Source organism: Synergistota bacterium (assembly GCA_025060595.1).
In the GTDB taxonomy this organism is placed as follows: domain Bacteria; phylum Synergistota; class GBS-1; order GBS-1; family GBS-1; genus 42-11.
Window position 1 is genome coordinate 23,195 of record JANXBX010000007.1, and the last position, 21,058, is coordinate 44,252.

Annotated in this window: 22 protein-coding genes; 13 read left to right on the plus strand and 9 right to left on the minus strand. The window is 36.9% G+C overall.

Features of this window, described 5'->3' with window-relative positions; genetic code table 11:
* Positions 1-18 precede the first annotated feature (18 nt).
* From NZ900_06045 to NZ900_06075, 7 genes are all read left to right on the plus strand, one after another.
* A complete protein-coding gene (locus NZ900_06045) occupies positions 19-1,137 on the plus strand; it encodes a hypothetical protein (GenBank protein MCS7233649.1) in 1,119 nt (372 codons plus the stop codon).
* 133 nt (positions 1,138-1,270) lie between these two features.
* Positions 1,271-1,795 (plus strand): MotA/TolQ/ExbB proton channel family protein, encoded by a 525-nt coding sequence (locus tag NZ900_06050; GenBank protein MCS7233650.1) that lies wholly within the window; start codon positions 1,271-1,273, stop codon positions 1,793-1,795.
* Entirely contained in the window at positions 1,785-2,681 is an 897-nt protein-coding gene (locus NZ900_06055; GenBank protein ID MCS7233651.1) for an ABC transporter substrate-binding protein, read from the plus strand. The genes NZ900_06050 and NZ900_06055 overlap by 11 nt, the downstream gene beginning before the upstream one ends.
* Positions 2,660-3,052 carry a biopolymer transporter ExbD gene (locus tag NZ900_06060; GenBank protein MCS7233652.1) on the plus strand — a complete coding sequence of 131 codons (393 nt, stop codon included), beginning with the start codon at positions 2,660-2,662 and terminating at the stop codon, positions 3,050-3,052. The genes NZ900_06055 and NZ900_06060 overlap by 22 nt, the downstream gene beginning before the upstream one ends.
* Entirely contained in the window at positions 3,036-3,758 is a 723-nt protein-coding gene (locus tag NZ900_06065; protein MCS7233653.1) for an energy transducer TonB, read from the plus strand. The genes NZ900_06060 and NZ900_06065 overlap by 17 nt, the downstream gene beginning before the upstream one ends.
* Positions 3,755-4,702, plus strand: coding sequence for an iron ABC transporter permease (locus tag NZ900_06070; GenBank protein MCS7233654.1), 948 nt, complete (start codon positions 3,755-3,757; stop codon positions 4,700-4,702). Before NZ900_06065 ends, NZ900_06070 begins: the two co-directional genes overlap by 4 nt.
* On the plus strand, positions 4,689-5,462 hold the full coding sequence (locus tag NZ900_06075; protein MCS7233655.1) for an ABC transporter ATP-binding protein: 774 nt from the start codon (positions 4,689-4,691) through the stop codon (positions 5,460-5,462). The genes NZ900_06070 and NZ900_06075 overlap by 14 nt, the downstream gene beginning before the upstream one ends.
* Here NZ900_06075 and NZ900_06080 read toward each other — a convergent pair.
* The 7 genes from NZ900_06080 to pstC all read right to left on the minus strand — a co-directional run bounded on the left by NZ900_06080 (position 5,382) and on the right by pstC (position 12,658).
* Complete coding sequence (locus tag NZ900_06080; protein ID MCS7233656.1) at positions 5,382-7,694, minus strand: TRAP transporter fused permease subunit; 2,313 nt, start codon at positions 7,692-7,694, stop codon at positions 5,382-5,384. The two genes, NZ900_06075 and NZ900_06080, sit on opposite strands and share 81 nt — an antisense overlap.
* Positions 7,682-8,191 (minus strand): DUF1850 domain-containing protein, encoded by a 510-nt coding sequence (locus tag NZ900_06085; GenBank protein MCS7233657.1) that lies wholly within the window; start codon positions 8,189-8,191, stop codon positions 7,682-7,684. The genes NZ900_06080 and NZ900_06085 overlap by 13 nt, the downstream gene beginning before the upstream one ends.
* Positions 8,148-9,137, minus strand: coding sequence for a TAXI family TRAP transporter solute-binding subunit (locus NZ900_06090; GenBank protein ID MCS7233658.1), 990 nt, complete (start codon positions 9,135-9,137; stop codon positions 8,148-8,150). Before NZ900_06090 ends, NZ900_06085 begins: the two co-directional genes overlap by 44 nt.
* A gap of 78 nt (positions 9,138-9,215) precedes the next feature.
* A complete protein-coding gene (locus NZ900_06095; protein MCS7233659.1) occupies positions 9,216-10,196 on the minus strand; it encodes a tRNA 4-thiouridine(8) synthase ThiI in 981 nt (326 codons plus the stop codon).
* Positions 10,196-10,954 (minus strand): phosphate ABC transporter ATP-binding protein PstB, encoded by a 759-nt coding sequence (gene pstB / locus NZ900_06100; GenBank protein ID MCS7233660.1) that lies wholly within the window; start codon positions 10,952-10,954, stop codon positions 10,196-10,198. Before pstB ends, NZ900_06095 begins: the two co-directional genes overlap by 1 nt.
* A complete protein-coding gene (pstA, locus tag NZ900_06105; GenBank protein ID MCS7233661.1) occupies positions 10,936-11,787 on the minus strand; it encodes a phosphate ABC transporter permease PstA in 852 nt (283 codons plus the stop codon). The genes pstB and pstA overlap by 19 nt, the downstream gene beginning before the upstream one ends.
* Positions 11,780-12,658 (minus strand): phosphate ABC transporter permease subunit PstC, encoded by an 879-nt coding sequence (gene pstC / locus NZ900_06110; protein ID MCS7233662.1) that lies wholly within the window; start codon positions 12,656-12,658, stop codon positions 11,780-11,782. The genes pstA and pstC overlap by 8 nt, the downstream gene beginning before the upstream one ends.
* 142 nt (positions 12,659-12,800) lie before the next feature.
* On the opposite strand from pstC, the gene NZ900_06115 reads away from it, so the two are divergent.
* From NZ900_06115 to NZ900_06125, 3 genes are read left to right on the plus strand one after another with little or no spacing between them, the layout of a single operon-like run.
* Positions 12,801-13,154, plus strand: a complete 354-nt coding sequence (locus tag NZ900_06115) for an MTH938/NDUFAF3 family protein (protein ID MCS7233663.1) — start codon at positions 12,801-12,803, stop codon at positions 13,152-13,154.
* Entirely contained in the window at positions 13,148-14,521 is a 1,374-nt protein-coding gene (gene purH / locus NZ900_06120) for a bifunctional phosphoribosylaminoimidazolecarboxamide formyltransferase/IMP cyclohydrolase (GenBank protein ID MCS7233664.1), read from the plus strand. Before NZ900_06115 ends, purH begins: the two co-directional genes overlap by 7 nt.
* Positions 14,522-14,544: 23 nt before the next feature.
* Positions 14,545-16,215 carry a formate--tetrahydrofolate ligase gene (locus NZ900_06125; GenBank protein MCS7233665.1) on the plus strand — a complete coding sequence of 557 codons (1,671 nt, stop codon included), beginning with the start codon at positions 14,545-14,547 and terminating at the stop codon, positions 16,213-16,215.
* Between the two features lie 104 nt (positions 16,216-16,319).
* On the opposite strand, the gene mnmA is transcribed toward NZ900_06125, so the two are convergent.
* Positions 16,320-17,333, minus strand: a complete 1,014-nt coding sequence (mnmA, locus tag NZ900_06130) for a tRNA 2-thiouridine(34) synthase MnmA (GenBank protein ID MCS7233666.1) — start codon at positions 17,331-17,333, stop codon at positions 16,320-16,322.
* 2 nt (positions 17,334-17,335) lie between these two features.
* Positions 17,336-18,010, minus strand: a complete 675-nt coding sequence (locus tag NZ900_06135) for a HesA/MoeB/ThiF family protein (protein MCS7233667.1) — start codon at positions 18,008-18,010, stop codon at positions 17,336-17,338.
* A 155-nt stretch (positions 18,011-18,165) separates the two neighbouring features.
* Between NZ900_06135 and NZ900_06140 the strand changes: the two genes are divergently transcribed.
* Genes NZ900_06140 through NZ900_06150 form a run of 3 tightly spaced genes read left to right on the plus strand, consistent with a single transcriptional unit; the run spans position 18,166 to position 21,057 of the window.
* Positions 18,166-19,044, plus strand: a complete 879-nt coding sequence (locus NZ900_06140; GenBank protein MCS7233668.1) for a MurR/RpiR family transcriptional regulator — start codon at positions 18,166-18,168, stop codon at positions 19,042-19,044.
* Positions 19,034-20,380, plus strand: coding sequence for an aspartate aminotransferase family protein (locus NZ900_06145; GenBank protein MCS7233669.1), 1,347 nt, complete (start codon positions 19,034-19,036; stop codon positions 20,378-20,380). Before NZ900_06140 ends, NZ900_06145 begins: the two co-directional genes overlap by 11 nt.
* A gap of 8 nt (positions 20,381-20,388) precedes the next feature.
* A complete protein-coding gene (locus NZ900_06150) occupies positions 20,389-21,057 on the plus strand; it encodes a CoA transferase subunit A (GenBank protein MCS7233670.1) in 669 nt (222 codons plus the stop codon).
* Position 21,058: the final 1 nt, after the last annotated feature.

A 21,058-nucleotide genomic window follows, 5' to 3' on the forward strand; every position in this document is an offset into this window, starting at 1 on the left:
AAAGGAGGTGATTTTTAAATGGAGCTAAAAAGAAAAACATTTTATTTGCTAATTCTATTTCTCATACTAATACCTCTTTGGGGATGCGTCGGAGTAGGAGAGGGTAATTGGACACCCTCTAATCTCTTTGCCTTAATAGTTGGGGTTGACTCAGGGTATACTAGTGGTAATCTTTCCTCAGTTGACCTTATAGGAGAAAGCTTCCATACCCAAAATATCCTATCAGGCTTTAGCGGAGATACTATAATAAAAACCTTCAAAAAATATGCTTTTATCGTAGAAAGACCATCCTGGGGAACTATACCTTCACCAACCAAAGTTTATGAAGCAGGTAGGTGGGAAAGACCTATAAAGGAATACACACTAGGCAAAAATATATACGATATGGTTTTCCTAGGTGAAGATAAGGCTTACGCTATTCCATGGGGAGAACCTTTTATCCAAAAAATTAATCCATTGACAGGAGAGGAAATTAGGAGGATCGATTTATCTGTATATTCCTATGGTAATGATAATTCACCCAATTCAACTAAAGGCTTAGTTGCTGAAGGGAAGCTGTTTATCATACTCCAGCGATTTGATTCAGGATCTTTCGATTATGCACCTGGAACTGTAGTTATAATTGATCTAGATTCAGATACCATCAAAAGAGCTTTAACTCTTAATGGCAAAAATCCTATGGATATGGAATACCATAATAGAAAAATCTATATAGTTGAAACTGGAAACTATTTTAATCCTAATGATGATATTATAGATGTGATAGACTTGAACAAGGATGACTTAAAAGCTGAAAAGCTATGTGACAACCCACTTAACGATATGGATATATATTCTCTTGAGATAACCGAAAAAGGGGAAGCATATATTTTGGGAGGGGATTGGTATACATGTAAAGTCTTTAAAATTAATCTTCACACTGGAATCTTAGGAAATGAGATTTACGAGGGAGGGTATATCACAAATATAAAATATGATCCTTATTCAAAATACCTATTCATATTGGACAGGGGTAGGGGCAATGGAGATGGAAAGCTCATAATATATGATACAGAGGAAGAAAAAATTATTAAAGAGATACTCGAGGAGAATTTAGGCTATCCTCCCTACTCTATAGATATCTTAGCTTTTGACTAATAAGAAACTTGGAGGGGTTTGAGACTCTTCCCCGCCCGCTCCCCCTGAGGAAAAGGGTCTCTTTCCCCTCCAAACTTACTTATTTATTTAATATATAAGAAATCCTAATCTTTTTCAAGGGAGAGTTATCAACATGGAATGGTTTAACAAAGGTGGGCTTTTAATGTATCCTATTCTCTTATGCTCCATCTTTGCATTTGCTATATTCTTAGAAAGATTTTTCCTTTTAATAAACAAAAAGAAAACAATAGGAGCCTTTAAAAAGGAATTAGAAAGTTTGGTTAAAGAAAAACCTTTTAATGTGAAAGAGCTAAAAGAGATTCTAGATATATTGATAGAGGTAGAAGTTAAAAGATTATCCAGAGGCATAGGTGCTCTAGCTCTAATAGCAAGAGTTAGCACTTTACTTGGCCTTCTTGGAACAGTTTTAGGAATGATTGAGGTTTTTAAAAAGATAGCTGAGGGGAAGCTTGGCGACCCCGAAGCTTTGGCTAGTGGCATATGGGTTGCCCTTTTGACTACCGTATTTGGCTTATCTGTTGCTATCCCGTCAGTATTCATGCATGGTATTCTCTCTTCTTTGGTTTCTAGGAAAGAGGAAGAATTTACAAAATTGGGAGAGGAAATTCTAAAGGACTATCCTAAAAATGAAAGGTAGACTAATTGTCATCCTTATCATATTTTTCTGTCTAAAAACCTCTATATTATGGGGAATCACTATCGAAGGACCATTCAGCTATAGAATAAATCTTGACACTCCTGTAAAAAGAATTGTCTCTCTTTCTCCAGCTATAACAGAAACTTTATTCGCAATAGGAGCCGGAACTAAAATAGTGGGAGCCACTATTTTTGATAACTACCCTGAAAAAGCAAAATTAATACCGCGAGTTGGTGATTTTTCTAACCCAAACTTAGAAAAAATACTTCAACTGAAACCGGACCTTGTTATAGGTATAGTTAACATACACGAAAAACTTCTGATAAAGCTCCTGAATTTAGGCATACCATGTTATGCTTTTAAACTATATACTTCTTTAGAAGAGCTTTACTTATCCATAGACATCTTAGGTAAGTTTACTGGCATGGAAAAGGAAGCAAAAGAGTTAATCAGAAATATAAAAGATGAGTTTAAAATCTTATCAGAGAAAAGCAAGAAACTAGAAAAACGACCACGGGTCTTTCTCGCTATATGGGATTCACCTCTTACCACAGTAAGTAAAAAAAGCTATATTAACGAACTTATCGAGATTGCGGGTGGAGAAAATATAGTTTCTGAAACAGATGTTTTCTTTCCTATTTATAGCTTAGAAAAACTTATCAAAATCTCTCCTGATATAATAATAGTTGCAGAAGGAGAAGGAAGCATGGGAGTAAGTAAGGAACGACTACTTAAGGTTCTAGATGGAAAGGGATTAGAAGCTGTGAAAAAAGGAAATGTATTTGAAATCAATGGAGATATCATTTTCAGACTATCTCCTAGAGTTTTAGAGGGAGCCAGAACCTTATACGAAATCTTTAAAAAATGGTCAGAAAAAGAAGAGTGAAAGAGGAAGAAACTTTTTTAGATCTTACACCACTGATAGATATAATATTTCAACTTATAATATTCTTTGTGCTTACAACAGCCTTTGCTCCCTTCGCTATAAGAGTTGACCTTCCAAAAGCACAATCCTCTCCACTCAAAGAAGAAAGGTCAATAATGATAAATATAACGAAAGACGAAAGGATTTTCTGGAAAAACGAGGAAATCAATATGGAGGAGCTTTTAAGGAGAGTAGAAATTAACAATAAAAATATTGTCTATCTCATAAAAGGAGATAAAGGCGTAAAATATGGTAAGGTAGTAGAGTTATTAGACAAGCTTAAGAAAAAAGGCATAGAAAAGGTGGGATTAGTTGTTGAACCAGAAAGCTAGATTTTCTATATTTTTTCTTTCATCTCTTATATTTCACTTACTTATACTTCAATGTCTCACTTTTCCACGCATTCCTTTAGAAAAAAAAGTATTACAGGTAACCCTCGTCGAGAACACTACAAAACACCTTATAAAGGGAGAAGAGTTTTTAAAAGGCGGTACCACAAAGCATTGGAAAACAGATAAAAGTTTTAATATTCTTTCAGATGTCAAGTTAAGCATTAGAAATATATCTACGAATAAAGCCTTTCTAAACTTAAAAGTTACAGTTAAATCTCAAAACGCTAAATACCAAAAACCTTTCAAAAAAGAGGCAAACAAGATAGCTTCACAAGAAGAAACAAAGGAAAATGTAAAGCAAAGTCTAGAAAGAAGAGAAATTGCTACCACTCAGGAAAGGGAACTGAAATCTGAAAAAGAATCTGAAGAAATGCTATTCATTCCTCCAAAACCTATAAATTCAAGAAAACCAGCTTATCCCTTACTCGCAAGGAAAATGAAATACGAAGGAATAGTAGTTTTAGATATAGAAGTTTTACCTGACGGAAGCGTAGGAGAAGTTAAAATAGTGGAATCTTCAGGGTATGAACTACTTGACAAGGCTGCCTCTGAAGAGGTTAAAAATTGGCAATTTATTCCAGCTTATAGAAATGGTAAACCCGTAAAGAGCATAGTAAGGCAGAAAGTAATTTTCAAACTCAAATGAGGATTAGAAAATTTTCTATCTTTCTTTTTTTACTTTTCACATTATTCTTTTCCTTATATAAAGGCCCTGTAAAGCTTACCTTAGAGGAGATTCTTAACGGATCACCGATATTTTGGCAAGTTAGGCTTCCTCGAACAGTTCACGCTCTTATAGTAGGAGCTTCATTAGCTATATCCGGCTCCGTTTTACAGGCTGTTTTTAGAAATCCATTAGCTGAACCGTACTTTCTTGGTATATCCTCTGGAGCTGCAGTTGGAGCTGCTATAAGCACTCTTTTAAAAACTAACTGGAGCCTTGAATTAACCTCCTTTATAGGAGCTATTCTTTCATTTCTTTTAGTTTACAAGGTTTCTGTTTATAATGGATTTTTGTCCACAGAGAGACTTCTTCTTTCAGGAATTGGTGTAAGCGCTTTTCTCTCCGCCTTAATAGGTTTTTTGCTTTACTTTAAAGGAAATGACTTTCACGGATTATTGTTTTGGCTTTGGGGAAACCTTGGAATCTCCTCATGGAACAACATAATTAGAATCACACCAGTTTTAGTAATATCATCAATATTTATTCTGAGATATTCTCAAGAACTTAATTTAATATTGTGGGGAGATGAACACGCTTCTCAAATGGGAGTGGACTCTATAAAAATTAAGAAGGAACTTGTGATACTTTCTTCCCTTCTAGCAGCTGTTTCTGTATCTTCAAGCGGGATAATAGGCTTTGTAGGGTTAGTAATACCTCATATGGTAAGACTTGTCATCTCTCCCGATCATAGAAAGCTCCTTCCCTTTTCAGCGCTACTAGGAGGGAGCTTTTTGTTATTCACGGACACAATGGCAAGGATATTAATCCCTCCCATTGAAATACCTGTAGGTATAATTACAGCATTGCTGGGTTCACCATTTTTCATATATCTTCTTATAAGAGGAAAGAACAATGCTTCAAGTTAAAGATCTATATGCCGGCTATAATAATAAGGCTATAATAAAAAACATAAACTTTAGCCTAAAAGAGGGGGATATTTTAGTCCTACTGGGGCCTAATGGTTCCGGAAAAAGCACGGTTATAAAGACCATGTCCGGTATTCTTAAACCCTTCAAAGGAAATATCATGTTTAACGATACCGACCTTATATCTCTTAAACCCCGCGATAGGGCAAAGATAATTGCTACTTTGCCACAATCGCTAAGTTTTGATTTTCCTTTTTCAGTTGAGGAGGTAGTTGCTATGGGACGCTATCCCCATCATGGAAAAGGAAAAGAAATAGTAGAATGGGCTATAGAAAGGCTTGACCTTCAAAATCTAAGAAAAAGAAAAATAACATCTTTAAGTGGGGGAGAGTTTAAAAGAGTTGTTATAGCAAAAACCCTAGCCCAATCCTCTAAAATACTCCTTCTTGATGAACCTATGAATAATTTAGATTTAAAACATCAATTTCTTTTATACGACATACTGGTAGAACTGTCAAACAATGGATCTATTATTATCTGCGCACTTCATGATATAAATATAACCTTCGCTTTAGCATCCTCAGTGATGCTTCTAAAAGATGGTGTTCCTTTAGCTTTCGGTCTACCTAAAAGTGTGCTGACTCCTGAACTTTTAGAAGAGGTTTTTCAGATCAAGTTTTCAATTTGTGATAGATGTGGAAGCTTCCTTTCTTCTCATCAACCACAAGATTGTCATTACACCAATGCTAATAATTATTAAAACTGGATTAAGCGTTGAAGTAACCAAGGCAAGAACCCCTATAACTACCCTAAGTAATAAATTGATTTTACCTTTAAAATACCCAGTTACTGCTACTCCAAGCATATACATCATTAAGATGGTTACCGAAAGGAGGAAAAGTATTTTAAGGATTACCATTACATTCCAAGTTTTTATAGTTATTAAGAACATCTCAGGGTTTAGAAAATAAATATACGGCCCTATAAAACCAGCTAGAGCATACCTTACTGAGTTTTTCGAGGTTTGCCAGAAATCTCCTCCAGCAAGAGCGGAACCAGCATAAGAAGCCAAAGCAACTGGAGGAGTAAGATCGGCCAAAATACCAAAGTAAAATACAAAAAAGTGAGCGGCAAGCAAAGCCACAGGTGTACCATAGCCAAGCACTCTTTCCATATATATTCCTCCTGTTTCTGCCACAGCCTTATATACCGCAGGAGCAGCAACAAGAGAAGTTATAACATAATTTGCAGTTGTAGGAACACCCATGCCAAGTATCAAACTAAAAACCATACTCATTATAAGTATCAATATTAAAACGCCACCTGTAAGATCCACAAGCTTATAACCAAGACTTGTTACAAGTCCAGTCATAGTAAGAACTCCTTGGATTAAACCAGCACTCGCAGCCGCAAGCATTATAGATGTACTCGTCCTTCCAGCATCTATCATAGACTCAAAAGTCGCCTTAAACATAGCTTTACCCTGATCGCTTTTAGAAAACCATCCAATCAATAGCGAAAATACAATACCAAATACCCCACTCATAAACAAAACAGATTCTTTTCTGATACCCATATACTTTACTAAAGCTAGGAAACCGATAAAAAGAAAGCTCATGAAAAACTTTTCGTTAAAACTTATGCTTCTCTTATAAGTTAGTCCTGCAATGACAAGAAAAAGCAAGAAAACAAAAAGAACAAAAGAGACAGGCTTAGCAATTTTATCCTCAGTAAACATAAGGAGAGTTGTAAAAAGCAAGATAATAGAATATATCTTTTCGCTTCCTGAGATCTCATCCTTAGATATCCACGCTACCCATATAGCTATACCTAAACAAGATATAGCAGCTATATGAGGAGCTATTCCCCACACAAGAGCAACTGTTATTACAACTATTGGAAGTAAAATATAAGCTTTTCTCGTAAAGTAAGATAAAGGCATCAGACTTTCCTTTGATACACCTTTTAGCCCCAATCTTTTCGTTTCGAGGTCTATAAATATATATACTCCTGCATAGTACACAATAGCCGGTATAATCGCAGCAATAATAATCTTATTATAAGGAATACCTAAAAACTGAGCCATTATAAAAGCAGCAGCCCCCATTATAGGAGGCATAAGTTGTCCTCCTGTTGAAGCTACAGGTTCCACAGCACCAGCTATTTCTGGAGGATAACCTGCTTTTTTCATTAAAGGTATAGTAAAAGTCCCAGTAGTTAACACATTTGCCACGGAACTACCACTTACAGTTCCCATAAGAGCACTTGACACTACTGCAGACTTAGCAGGCCCACCAGGTTTAGTCCCAAATATGGTTATCATCAACTGAGTCATATAATCGCTTACACCTATCTTTAGTAAAAAGGCTCCAAAGAATATAAAAGCAAAAACATAAATAGTCATAACGAAAAAGGGGGTACCAAAGATACCTTGATCAAGGTAAAGATACTGAACGAATCTTGACCAGTTATAATTGGTATCTTCTATTCCTATAACAAGGAAAACGAGAACTATAGCAGGAAGTATCCATCCCAAGCTTCTTCTTGTAGCCTCTAAGACCAAAGCTATAGCTATAAGACCAAAAGGAATGTCCCATCCAGAAACCTCATAGTAGACTGTAAAGGAAGGATATCTTGCAAACATATAAAACATGCTTGAAAGACTTAAAAGAACTAAGATATAATCAAACCAATGAACTTTCGTCATGTAATCCTCCTTTAATAAAGGAGGGTAAACTAAGAAAGCTATCAAAAGCAACATTCCAAGCACAAAAGCCATTCCTTGCTTATCCTGAAAACCTTGCTGAAGAACACTTACCTCTATTCCCAATTTTGCGAGAAGATCATAAAGATAAAAATGAAACCTAAAGATAAAAAGCACCTCATACACTCCTATCAGAATGGCAGCTAATTTTACTATAAAATCAACTCGAGAAGAGTACTTTCTTGTCCTTTCTATAACAACTGTAATCTTATCTTCTAATTTATCCATTTCACTCCCTCCCAACTAAATATAATGAAAACTAAAGGTTCTTTCCTTAACTTAAACTTGACCTTACCCTCTTTCCTCATTTCTTGAACCAAGTATTTCCCGTCTAACCTTATACTAGGCCTGTTTAAAGGAATAAACCAATAGATCCATTCATTCCCTAAGAAAAGCCTCATCTCTTTGACAAAAAACCCATTTTCTATTCTATTGAAATCAATAGGTTGACCTGCATCAAACTGCTGCCATCTTGATTCTATAGCCCATATGCCATCCCCGGTTACCTTAAACTTATCTATAACCTCTGTTAACGATACACTATGAATATAAGACAGGGTTATTATAACCTCCGAATTAAAGAAGAGGGAACATATATATGTTCCCTCTTCTGTCCTTATCTCTAATAACTTTATAGGTAAAAACAGTAAAGAAGTTATCAAAATTAAGCTTAAGAAAAGCTTAGCGCTTAAGTTCTGCTGGAACCTTAAGACCTTTCTCCTCAAAGAATTTTACAGCCCCTGGATGAAGAGGCACTGTCAAACCCTCGAACGCTTCACTCATCTTTATCTGCTTAGCAAGCTGATGAGCTGTTGCGAGGTCATCAATACTTGTATAAAGTATCCTGGTTAACTCATAGACAACATCAACAGGGAGTTTTTCATCTACAACTAATGTAGCTTTAACAGCTATCGTTTGAACATTTTCATCCATTCCCTTATAAGTTCCTTTAGGAATAGTTGCTCTCACATAGAAAGGATATCCTTGCTCGTGAAGCTTCTTAACTATATCATCAGGAATAGGTATAAGCTTAACAGGAACACTAACAGCTATCATCTCAATTGCAGGTGCAGGATAACCTATTACCGTAAATTCCGCATCAACTTGACCTAAAACTAAGCTTTGAGCTGCTTCCTCAAAAGTCTGATATATCTTATTTACCTTATCCCATAAACCCGCTGCCTTAAGAACTCTCTCAGCTGTTTGAGCAACTCCGCTTCCCGCCGCCCCAACAACAACTCTCTTACCAACAAGATCCTCCAGCTTCTTCAGGCCACTATCCGCTCTTACAACTAACTGTAACGGCTCAGGATAAAGCGTAGCAACTGCCCTTAAATTCTTAACAGGGTTACCTTCAAACTGTGCCATACCCTTAATCGCATAATAGGTAACATCGTTTTGAGCTATACCCACCTGAGCTTCTCCCTTTGCAATAGCTCTTACATTTGCCACACTCGCCCCACTTGTAACTCCCTTGGCAGCCAAAACTTGACTCTTTTGATTAATAACCTTCGCCAACATAGAACCGATAGCAAAATAGACGCTTCCGGGACCGGAACCCGTGTAAATAGTTACTTCAAACTTTTCAGCAGCGATAGAATTAGATATTGGCGATAAAGCTACACATATCAAAGCTAAAATTGCAAGAATTCCTATACCTTTTTTACACATTGTTTTTCACCTCCTATATAATTCTATTAATTTTAAAATAACATTATATGAGAAGAATGTCAAGCACTGTCCATGTTTTCATATCATATACTTTTTTATATCTTCGGGAGAAAATTTACTTGCCATCATACTTATCTCTTGCTGTCCATCTTTCACAACAACGCTATCTATAGAACCCCATGGAGCATCACTATACCTTAAAACAATTCCACAAGCTAGATCAAGAACATGAGATGGAATTTGCTTACCTCTAAGTATTCCTATAGGTCCTGGGTAATATTCTGCCTTCAATATAAAATCACCAGGTAACGCAAGTTTAAGCAAAATCTCATTTTCCTCTAAATTTCTTCCAACTATAAGTTTAACACAATCGCTTAATCTAAAATGCCTTCCATACTTGAGTATCTCAGCATCGAAAATCTTAGCATCTGGATCATAATTCAATAAATCCTTAACCCTTTTCGAGAACGTCGGGTCAGTAAGGATACAACCACCTCCAGGGGAGGGGAAAAAATTAATTCCCCATTCTTTAGCAAGCTCTAACTGCCTTTTTCTTGACCTTCCCATTATATCAAGCAAATTTTCTCTTTTTAACCAACCTTCTCTTTCGGGAAGAGTGGGTAAAAGAAGCTTAGCTGAAAGAGGCCTTACCAATAGATCCCCTAAACCACTATCTCTCGCTATAATTGACATAACTTCTTTCCTCTGAGACATCGGTCTTTCCCCAAGAACTTCACCGGTAACAACAAAATGGGCTTCTATTTCCTCCATGTACCTTTTTGCTTCCTTCAACATCATAATCTTACAATCTATACAAGGATTTACTCCTTTACCTCTTCCATATTTAGGATTCTTAACGAGCTCCCATATTTTTTCATTCACATCTATTATCTTTAGTGAAAGATTCAGCTCCTTAGACACTCTAATAGCTGATTCGCTTTTCCAGAAAATAGAAGAACAAAAGAGAGGATAAATTTCTATATTCTCCCTTTGGAGCAATTTCGCAGCCAGTATACTATCTAATCCTCCCGAAAGAAGTAAAACCGCTTTCACACGCATTAACCAAACTTTCCTGTAAGAAATTCCTCCGTTCTCTTATCTTTAGGAGTGGTGAACATAATTCTCGTAGAGCCAAACTCTATAAGCTCCCCAAGATAAAGAAAAGCAGCATAGTCAGAAACCCTTCCAGCCTGAGCTATATTGTGAGTAACAAGAATAACCGTTACGCTTTTTTTAAGCTCTATCATCAGTTCCTCAATTCTCGATGTAGCTATAGGATCGAGAGCGGAGGTAGGTTCATCTAAAAGAAGAACATCGGGGTTCATTGCTAAAGCCCTCGCTATACACAATCTCTGCTGCTGACCTCCCGAAAGAAAAGTTCCTAATTTATAAAGGTGATCTTTTACCTCATCCCATAAAGCCGCTTTTTTAAGAGAATCTTCAACTATCCTATCCAACTCGCTTCTAGGAAGTTTAATACCATTTAGTTTATATCCAGCTATCACATTATCATATATACTCATAGTAGGAAAGGGATTAGGCCGTTGAAAAACCATTCCTATTTTTCTTCTAACAAGCATAGGATCCATCTTATATATATCTTCACCATGCAAAAGTACCTTGCCTTCTACTCTTGCATTTGGAGAAAGCTCGTGCATACGGTTTAAACATCTAATGAAGGTTGTTTTTCCACAACCAGAAGGTCCCATTATAGCAGTAACTTTATTTTGAGGAAAAGACAATGTTATACCTCTTAAAACCTCTTGATCTCCATAATATGCCTTGAGATTCTCAGTTTTTAAAATCTCGTTTTCCATTTTCTCGTCATCACCCTCGCTATTATACTTAAAATTAAAACCAAGGTGACTAAAAGAAACGAAGCCCCCCATGCTATTTTATGCCACTCTTCATAAGGACTTGTAGCATAGTTAAATATCAACAAAGATAGAGCGCTAATAGGCTTTAAAATACTCAAGGTCAAATATGAACTACCAAAAGCAGTAAAAAGAAGGGGAGCCGTCTCACCCGCAATTCTAGCAATGCCTATTAACGTTCCCGTTAAAATACCGCTCAAACTTGCAGGCAAAATTACTTTTAAAATTGCCCTATAGTAAGGGACACCTAAAGCTAAAGCAGACTCTTTCAAAGGTAGAGGTATTAATTTAATAGTTTCTTCTGTAGACCTCACCACTAATGGCAGCATTATAATAGCTAAGGATAACCCCCCAGCCAAGGCAGAAAAGCCTTTCATAGGCTTAACTACCCATAAGTAAACCACTATACCAATAACTATAGATGGAATACTCTGCAGCACTTCTAAACAAAGTCTCGCTATCCTAGTAACTACGCTTTCTTTTTGCTCAGCCATATAAATTCCAGCTAAAACCCCCAAAGGAACCGATATAAAGCTTGCTACAACTATTAATATCCCAGTCCCTAAAAGCGCATTTAATATACCACCGCCTTCTTCTCCGGGAGGCTTTGGAAGTTCAAAAACAAAATTCCAACTTATTATTTCTATTCCCCTTTGTATTATATAAAAAAGTATAAGAAACAAAGGGATTATAGCTATTAGTGAAAGGAAAATTACAGTAATTTTAAAAACTTTATTTTTAACAAACCTCAGTCTATCATGTTCTATCTTACGCATACCTTCTCTCCGTCACGCTTATCTTTTTAATTATATATCTTCCAACCAAGCTTATAACAGTAGTTATTATAAGAAGAAAGAAACCTATCCCCACTAAAGAAGATAAATGAAGTATTTCTGTAGCCTCAGCAAACTCATTAGCTATAAGACTTGCCATAGTATTTCCTGGAGAAAAAATGCTTGAAGGAATCTCGTTTGAATTACCTATCAGCATCGTTACAGCCATAGTTTCCCCTATCGCTCTTCCAAGGGAAAGCAAAATCCCAGCAAATATTCCTGATCTCGCATAAGGTAGAATAACAAATCTTATAACCTCGTATTTAGTAGCCCCAAGTGAGTAGGCAGCTTCCTTTATATCTGTAGGAACAAGCTCTATTACTTCCCTACCAATAGAAGCAGAGTAGGGAATTATCATAACAGCTAAGACTATCGAAGCAGTAAAAATTCCTACTCCTACTGGTGGAACATTTAAAAATACTTCAATTTTTCTAACAAAGGGAACAAGAACAAATAATCCCCAAAATCCATAAATCACGGATGGAATACCCGCTAGAAGTTCTACTAGATTTTTAAATATCGAAGCTATAAATCCTTCCTTAAGGTATTCTCCCAAAAGAATAGAAATGGAAATGGAAATAGGAACAGATATAATAAGGGCCAAAAAGGATGTTAAAGTAGTTCCGATAAAAAACGGAAGAGCTCCAAAGTTAAGCTTTATCGGATCCCACTCCTTACCAAAGAAGAACTTCAGGCCAAATGCTTTAAGAGAGGGAATAAAATTAATTAACAGCGTTAAAAAGGCCGCTATAAGCAAAATTATAGTAATACACGCTCCCATAAAAACCATTATGTTAAATAGCCGATCCTTCAACACTATTTTTATACCCTCCCATCTTTTTACTACTAATGATTATATAGGTAAAGCCAAAATAAAGCAATTACCCTATGGTTTTAAACTTTTTCATATGCTAAAATTCTTAATATCAAGACTCCTAAGGGAGGCGATCTTACTCATGACTCCTCCAAAAATAGAGAAATATAAGTTTGGAACGATAGTAATCGATGGAATCGAATATAAAAGCGATGTAGTTGTAACCCCAGAAGGTGTTTTTTCTGATTGGTGGAGAATTGAGGGACATAAACTTCACTTTGAAGACATAGAAGAATTCTTGTCAAAGTCGGTTATAGATGTCCTTATCGTTGGTACAGGAGCAAGTGGAATAATGAAAGTAACCGAAGACCTTCTAAAGGAACTTAAAGCAAGAGGAATAGAAGTAATAGCCTTACCATCACAAGAAGCTTGTGAAATTTATAATAAACTCAAAGACAGAAAGAGAGTAATGGGGGTGTTTCACTTAACATGTTAGAAGGTATTAAAAGAGCACTTTTTGCCCTTAGCGACAAAAGTGATTCTGAAAGTTTTGTCAAGTTCTTGCTTGAGAGAAACATAGAAGTTTATGCAACGGAAGGAACAGCCTCATATCTTGAAAAAAATGGCTTAAAAGTTAAAAGACTTTCCCTTCTCACGGGCTTTTCAGACAAATGCGGAGGCAGAGTCAAAACTTTAAACGAGGAGATCTTCTCAAGAATCCTTTGCAGACCAGGAGACCCAGAATTCAAGGAAAAATTCGACATGGTAGTTGTTGATCTCTATCCTTTCAAAAACTTTAAAAGTATAGAAAACATAGATATAGGAGGAGTTTCTTTACTTAGGGCAGCTGCTAAAAACTATGAGCACGTGATAGTAATATGCGACAAGAGAGATTATAAAAACATTATGAAAACTCTTAGCGAAAAAGAAAACCTGTCATTTGAAGAAAGAAAATTCCTTGCCTTTAAGGCTTTTAGAAAAACAATGATCTATGACTTTGAAATTTCCTTATGGCTTTCTCCAGAAAGCGGGGTAATGCCTTTGAGATACGGAGAAAATCCACATCAAAAGGGATTTTTTTACTCTCTATCTGATGGAATGCCTTTTCACTATCAAGGGGATAAGCCCCTATCCTTTAATAACATTCTTGACGCTTACCGAGCTTGGCTCCTTGTAAATGAGTTTAGAGAGCCAGCATGTGCAATAATAAAACATGCCTCTCCTTGCGGAGTCGCTATATCTAAAAACCCTGAAGAAACTTTTATAAAAGCTTTCGAGTGCGACCCGACATCAGCATATGGAGGCATAGTTGCATTTAATTTCCCAATCACTACTGATATTTTGAAACTCATGGAAAACAAGTTTTTTGATCTTATAGTTATACCTGAGTTACCTTCTTTCGATTTGAAAAAGAGATTCTTAGTACCAAAAAGTTGGGACTTAGAATTAGACCTAAAATTAGCCTTTTCAGGAATATTGATCCAGAACCCCGATAAAGAATTTTTCTTACCCAATGGAATAAGTAAAGATGCCACCTTTGCATTTAAAGTTGCCAAGCATCTTTATTCCAACGCCATAGTAATTGCCAAGGACTGCACGACAGTAGGCTTATGTGGAGGACAACCTAGTAGGATATACGCAGTAAAAATAGCTCTCGAAAGAGCTAGAGATAAAGCAAAAGGGGGAGTTTTAGCCAGTGATGGCTTCTTTCCATTTCCAGACAGCATAGAGGAAGCACATCGCTATGAAATAAAAACTATTATCGCTCCAAAGGGTTCTAAAAAAGATGAGGAGGTTAAGAAGAGAGCAGACGAGTTAGGAATAGAGCTTATTTTCGTCGAAGAAAGACATTTCAGACATTAAGCAAAACGGGGGTGAATATTAAAATGATCAGCGATATCGAAATAGCTCGGAGCGTCAAACTACAAAAGATTACTAAAATAGCCTCAAACCTTAAGATACCTGAAGATAAACTTATACCTTATGGATGGTACAAAGCTAAAGTGGATTGGCGTTATCTTAGAGAGCTTAATAACCGAGAGGATGGCAAATTAATAATGGTCACTGCCATAACACCTACTCCTGCAGGTGAAGGGAAAACAACCACAACTATAGGATTAGCCCAGGCTTTGGCTAAACTTAATAAAAAGGCAATGCTATGTATTAGAGAACCTTCTTTAGGACCCTGTTTTGGTATTAAAGGTGGAGCAGCAGGTGGAGGAATGTCCCAGGTCCTCCCGATGGAAGAAATAAATCTCCACTTCACAGGTGATATTCATGCTGTTGGAGCTGCTCATAACCTTCTCTCCGCAATAATAGACAATCACATATATCAGGAAAATTCTCTTAATATTGACCCCCGAAGAGTAAAATGGGGTAGAGTTATAGATATGAATGACAGAGCTCTTCGTAAAATAATAATAGGCCTTGGAGGCCCTGCCCATGGCATTCCTCGCGAAAGCCGATTTGATATAACAGCAGCATCAGAGGTTATGGCTATACTCTGCTTGTCTAAAGATATGGACGAGCTCAAAGAGAGACTAGGAAACATAGTAGTCGCTCAAACCTACGATAGAAAATTTATTAAGGCTAAAGATTTAAGAGCCCAAGGAGCTATGGCCGCCCTTCTAAAGGATGCTTTGAGTCCAAACCTGGTTCAAACTATAGAAGGGGTACCTGCTTTCGTTCATGGCGGACCATTTGCAAATATCGCTCACGGAACAAACAGTATTATAGCCACGAAAATGGCTTTAAAGTTATGCGATTATACAGTTGTTGAAACGGGATTTGCAACTGATCTAGGAGCTGAAAAGTTCTTTAACATAGTTTGCAGGACAGGTGGTTTTAAGCCAGATGCAGTAGTGATCGTAACTACAATCAGAGCTTTAAAAATGCACGGGGGAAAGGCTAAAGAAGAACTTAATAAAGAAGATCTTGAAGCATTAGAAAAGGGATGTGAAAACCTTAAAAAGCATATAGAAAATATAAAGCTTCATGGTCTTCCGGTAGTTGTTGCTCTGAATAAATTCATTTATGATACTTCAGCAGAGATAAAGCTTGTTAGAGAACTGGTCCTATCAGAGGGAGCAAGATTTGCTACCTCTGAAGTATGGGAAAGGGGAGGAGAGGGGGGAATAGAACTAGCTCTGGAAGTTCTCAAAGCAATAGAAGAAGATCCTAACAACTTTAAATACCTATATGAGTTAAACCTACCTATTAAGGAAAAAATTGAAAGGATAGCTAAGTTTATGTATGGAGCAGATGGCGTTGAATACGATAGAAAAGCTGAAGAAGAAATAAGTGAATTAGAAAGGGCAGGCTATAAAGATCTTCCATTGTGTATGGCTAAAACGCAGCTTTCATTATCGGACGACCCTAACTTAAAGGGCAGACCTAGTGGCTTCAAGATAAAGGTTAGAGATGTTCTTCTTTTAGCAGGTGCCGGATTCATAGTCCCAATAGCAGGGGACATAATGACGATGCCAGGCTTGCCTAAGAAACCCGCAGCTGAACTCGTAGATATAGATTCAGAAGGAAATATAAGCGGATTATTTTAACCTTTGAAAAACATATAAAACTTCAAATGTCTTGCTTCTTCACCCATTAATAAAAGGGCACCGAATGGAAAGATAATTCATAGGAACCAGGGGAGGAAGGGTTTTTATTCTTCTATTATTCCTCCCCAAATAACTTGATTTCCTGAATAGAAGGTAGCAACTTGCCCTGGAGTCACGGCTGTAATAGGTTCTTCTAATACTACTTTTACCCTTCCATCCTGAACCGGAACAGCTAATGCTTTAGAAGGAGGAGTATGATATCTAATCTTTACATCTCCCTTAACCTCTTTTTCCTCAGAAAGCCAATTAACTTGTTTCACCTTGAATTCACTTTTGAATAGCTCTTCAAGAGCTCCAAGAACTACTTCATTTCTCTCTGCATTTAAAGCAATTATATACTGTCTAATCCCTGTAGCAACACCAAGTCTCCTTCTTTGCCCTATAGTATAAAGAGCTATTCCCTCATGCTCTCCCAAAATTTTTCCAGAGATATCTCTTATAACACCTTTCTTTAACTTATCCTTAAGTTTATCCTTTATAAACTCCCTAAAGTTCCCTTCTATGAAACAAATATCCTGACTTCCCCGAGGACTTATAATATCAGCTATCCCTAAATCTTGAGCCTTTTTTAAGACCCACTCACGTGTCTTCTCCCCTAAAGGGAAAATTGCCTTTTCAAGTAATTCCCTATCTACAAGAGAAAGGAAATAAGATTGATCTTTTTTAGGGTCCTTACCTTTAAATAAACCGAATGGAAACCTTTTAACTATAGCATAATGTCCCGTAGCTATATAACTTGCTCCTAGCGATTCTGCTAATTCCCAAAGCTTTAAAAACTTTATCCTACGATTACATATAGCACAGGGATTTGGTGTCCTTCCCTCGAGGTATTCCCCTAAAAAATAATCTATAACTTCAGTTTTAAATAAAGAGGTTAAATCAATTTCCAATAAGTTTATACCTAACCTACTAGCTATTTTTCTTGCTTTCTCAGAGGAGTGATTCTCGCTCAGGATGAAATTCACTCCCACAACATCATAGCCTTGCTCCTTAAGAAGAAAAGCAGAAACAGCGCTATCCACTCCTCCACTAAGCCCTATAACCACTTTCTCCGTCATCTTCATAACTCTATTAGATAAACTTCTCCCTCCAGAGTATCTATCATCATTAACCTATTCACCAGGGATTTCCCAACACCAAACAATATCTTAATAACTTCACAAACTTCATATCCGGCCACTATAGCCACAACCGGAACGATAGCAGGTATAACCTCAGGAGTTTTTGCCCCTTCAGGATAAAGCTTTTCCAAAACGCTATCATCTTTAATAACACAAACTCTTCCCCACCACCCATGTACAGCTCCATGAACTAAAGGTATCCCAAGTTTTGAAACTGATTTTATAAGAATCCTCCTTGAGGGAATATTATCCAAAGCATCTACAACAACATTCGCCCCCAATATAAGCCTATCTACGTTTTCCTCAGAGAGCTTTTCTCTAATAGGAATTAACTGAACCTCAGGATTTATCTCCTGAACTCTCTTCAAAGCCTCTTCCACCTTAGGTCTACCAAGGTTATCTAACCTTGAAAGTATTTGCCTATTGAGATTGCTCTCCTCAAATACTTCTGGATCTATGGCTATTATTTTACCAACTCCCAATCTTGCAAGGCTTTCTATGACAAATCCCCCTAATCCACCACATCCTACCACTGCAACAACACTTTTCCTCAGCTTATTCTGTCCTTCCTCTCCCCACAAGACAACTTGTCTCGAATATATTTTGTCCAGCAAAGCCTTTCCCTCCCACACGTTAAGCTAAAAACTGCTTAAATTATACACTCCTCTAAACACTTTTAAAAGACCTTGACAAAAACAAAGAAGAGTGCTATCCTTTTTGAAGGAAAAGTTACATTTTTTAAATTAAAAAGAAGAGGATTTTTCTTCAAATGGTTGGATTAATAGAGCAACTAAGAGAAAATCAAGAAAAGTTTACATCTGCTCAAAGAAAATTAGCTAAGTTTCTATTAGAAAACCTTGAAAAGGTAGCTTTTATGTCTACTTCCACCTTAGCAAGAATGGCAGGTGTTAGTGAAGCCACAGTCATTAGATTTTCCCAACTCGTTGGGTACAAGGGATTTCCAGAACTTAAAGAAGCCTTAAGAGAAATAGTTCTTAGAAGATTAGACACATCTAAGAGATTAAGTGATTATATCAAAACAGAGGAAGGAGACCATATATTACTCAAAATTCTCAAAAAAGAGAAAGCTATTCTCGATTTACTTATAGAAACAGCATCCGTAAACGACTTTGAAAAAGTTGTAGATGCCATAGAAAAGGCAAAAAGAATATTCATCATATCCCATAGAAGTGTCTATGCAATAGGTTATTACCTCAGCTTTTATCTTAATCTCTTAGGATATCAAAATTTCCTTCTCAAAGGAAAGGAATTATCTTACGAGCTCCTTTCATCTTCTAAAGAGGGAGACTTAGCAATAGCTATTACTTTCCCCAGATATTCCGCAGAAACGGTCGAGCTTTTCTCTTTCGCAGTTCAAAGAAATATAGAAACAATAGCCATTACCGATGATTACCTTTCTCCCATAGCCTCTAAAGCATCATATGTTTTATCCGTCCCAACGGATTTTATCTCCTTTGTTGATTCTCTTACAGCTCCAATGAGCTTAATTAATGCTATTATAGTTGCTCTGAGCTTGAAAAAGCCAGAAGAATATAAAGCAAGACTTGAAAATCTTGAAAAAATTTGGAAAAGCAAGAATATATACTGGCAAGAAAAGATAAAGGAGGCAGAAGAAGATGAAAAATGATTTTGTTTTCTACAGAGATTTCAAGCATTACCATCCAATAGTCGAAAGAGGCGAAGGGATATACATATATGACAAAAACGGTAAAAAATATATAGATGCTTGCTCAGGAGCTCTCGTTTCCAACTTAGGACATGGCATAAAAGAAATAGCTGAAGCTATATATGAACAAGCTCAAAAAATAGCCTTTGCCCATCTTTCAATGCTCGTTAGTGAACCAGCTATAGAACTAGCTCTTTTACTTAAAGATCTCGCTCCTGGAGATTTAAACTATACCTGGTTCGTATCTGGTGGTTCCGAAGCTGTAGAATCTGCTATAAAGCTCGCTCGTCAATATTTCTTAGAAAGAGACAGTGAAAAAAGCTCTAAGTATAAAATAATAGGGAGATGGAACTCCTTCCACGGAAACACTCTCGGAGCTTTAGCTATAGGCGGACACATTTCAAGAAGAAAGCCCTATATCCCTATGTTCATGGAGTTCCCACATATAAATCCCCACTACTGCTATCGCTGTCCATTTAAGCTAGAATATCCCTCCTGTGATTTAAGATGTGCTTTCGAGCTAGAAGATGTAGTAAAGAGAGAAGGGGCCCAGTACATCGCTGCCTTCATAGCAGAACCTGTAGTTGGCGCTACCGTTGGAGCTTTAGTCCCTCCACCAGAGTATTGGCCTATAGTGAGAGAAATATGTGATAAATACGATATTCTTTTAATAGCAGATGAGGTTATGACAGGGCTTGGTAGGACAGGTGAAAACTTTGCTGTAAACCACTGGAAAGTAATCCCTGATATGATAGTTTTAGGGAAAGGGATGTCGGCAGGATATAGTCCATTAGCTGGAGTTATAGTAAGCGAAAAGATTACCGAAACAATCAAGAAAGGTAGTGGAAGATTTATTCATGGTCACACTTACGGAGGAAACCCTCTATCCTGTGCTACAGGTGTTGCAGTACTCAAGTACATTCTTAAACACAATTTAATAGAAAACGTTAAAAACATGGGAGCTTATTTAGAAACTCTTTTAAGAAAAGATCTCTGCGAGATTCCTATAATTGGTGACATTAGAGGTATAGGACTGATGTGGGGAATAGAAATAGTTAAGGATAAAAACACTAAGGAACCTTTTCCAAGATCAGTAAATGCAATATCGAAAGTAACTAACATTCTTACTGAAATGGGTCTATTAGTTTACCCAGGAAGTGGAGCTGCAGACGGTATAAGAGGAGATCATTTCATGATAGCTCCTCCATTCACCTTGAAAGAGGAAGAAGCCATTGAAATAGTCCATCTATTAAGAGAAGGCCTGAAAAAGGCTTCCGAGATCTTATTAAGGGAGTGATTGTTAATATGGGTTCTTATTTTAAACCTATAATGACTCCAGATGAAGCTGTTAAAGATATTTTTGATGGAGCAACTATAATGATAGGAGGATTCAATGTAGGTGGGATTCCTTATTCCTTAGTCGAAGCTCTGCTTAGAAAAGGAGTTAAAAATCTAACATTGATATGTAATGACACAGCTTATGAAGATGTGGGACATGGCAAACTCATAGCAAATGGTCAAGTCAAAAAGGTAATCGCTTCCCATATAGGACTAAATAAAATGACTCAAAAGCTATATAATGAAGGTCTTTTAGAAGTGGAATTTGTTCCCCAAGGCACTCTTGCTGAAAGAATAAGAGCAGGCGGCTTCGGTCTTGGAGGAGTACTTACACCTACAGGCATTGGAACCTTAGCAGAAAAAGGAAAACAAGTTTTAGAAATAAATGGCAAAAAATATATTCTTGAGCTCCCCTTACGTGCCGATTTCTCCTTAATAAAAGCAAAGAAAGCCGACAAGATAGGAAACCTTTGGTACTGGGGAAATGCAAGAAACTTCAATCCACTTATGGCAGCAGCTGCTGACATAGTTATAGCCGAGGTAGAGATTCTCGTAAATGTTGGAGAAATTGATCCAAATGACGTTCACACACCGGGAATACTAGTAGATAGATTGGTAATATCTGGAGGTGAGTAGT

Bases quoted from the DNA above. Each gene is read 5' to 3' on its own strand.
- NZ900_06045 (MCS7233649.1), top strand. From the start codon at position 19: ATGGAGCTAAAAAGAAAAACATTTTATTTGCTAATTCTATTTCTCATA.
- NZ900_06050 (MCS7233650.1), top strand. From the start codon at position 1,271: ATGGAATGGTTTAACAAAGGTGGGCTTTTAATGTATCCTATTCTCTTA.
- NZ900_06055 (MCS7233651.1), top strand. From the start codon at position 1,785: ATGAAAGGTAGACTAATTGTCATCCTTATCATATTTTTCTGTCTAAAA.
- NZ900_06060 (MCS7233652.1), top strand. From the start codon at position 2,660: ATGGTCAGAAAAAGAAGAGTGAAAGAGGAAGAAACTTTTTTAGATCTT.
- NZ900_06070 (MCS7233654.1), top strand. From the start codon at position 3,755: ATGAGGATTAGAAAATTTTCTATCTTTCTTTTTTTACTTTTCACATTA.
- NZ900_06075 (MCS7233655.1), top strand. From the start codon at position 4,689: ATGCTTCAAGTTAAAGATCTATATGCCGGCTATAATAATAAGGCTATA.
- NZ900_06080 (MCS7233656.1), bottom strand. From the start codon at position 7,694: ATGGATAAATTAGAAGATAAGATTACAGTTGTTATAGAAAGGACAAGA.
- NZ900_06090 (MCS7233658.1), bottom strand. From the start codon at position 9,137: ATGTGTAAAAAAGGTATAGGAATTCTTGCAATTTTAGCTTTGATATGT.
- NZ900_06095 (MCS7233659.1), bottom strand. From the start codon at position 10,196: ATGCGTGTGAAAGCGGTTTTACTTCTTTCGGGAGGATTAGATAGTATA.
- pstB (MCS7233660.1), bottom strand. From the start codon at position 10,954: ATGGAAAACGAGATTTTAAAAACTGAGAATCTCAAGGCATATTATGGA.
- pstA (MCS7233661.1), bottom strand. From the start codon at position 11,787: ATGCGTAAGATAGAACATGATAGACTGAGGTTTGTTAAAAATAAAGTT.
- NZ900_06115 (MCS7233663.1), top strand. From the start codon at position 12,801: ATGACTCCTCCAAAAATAGAGAAATATAAGTTTGGAACGATAGTAATC.
- purH (MCS7233664.1), top strand. From the start codon at position 13,148: ATGTTAGAAGGTATTAAAAGAGCACTTTTTGCCCTTAGCGACAAAAGT.
- NZ900_06125 (MCS7233665.1), top strand. From the start codon at position 14,545: ATGATCAGCGATATCGAAATAGCTCGGAGCGTCAAACTACAAAAGATT.
- mnmA (MCS7233666.1), bottom strand. From the start codon at position 17,333: ATGACGGAGAAAGTGGTTATAGGGCTTAGTGGAGGAGTGGATAGCGCT.
- NZ900_06140 (MCS7233668.1), top strand. From the start codon at position 18,166: ATGGTTGGATTAATAGAGCAACTAAGAGAAAATCAAGAAAAGTTTACA.
- NZ900_06145 (MCS7233669.1), top strand. From the start codon at position 19,034: ATGAAAAATGATTTTGTTTTCTACAGAGATTTCAAGCATTACCATCCA.
- NZ900_06150 (MCS7233670.1), top strand. From the start codon at position 20,389: ATGGGTTCTTATTTTAAACCTATAATGACTCCAGATGAAGCTGTTAAA.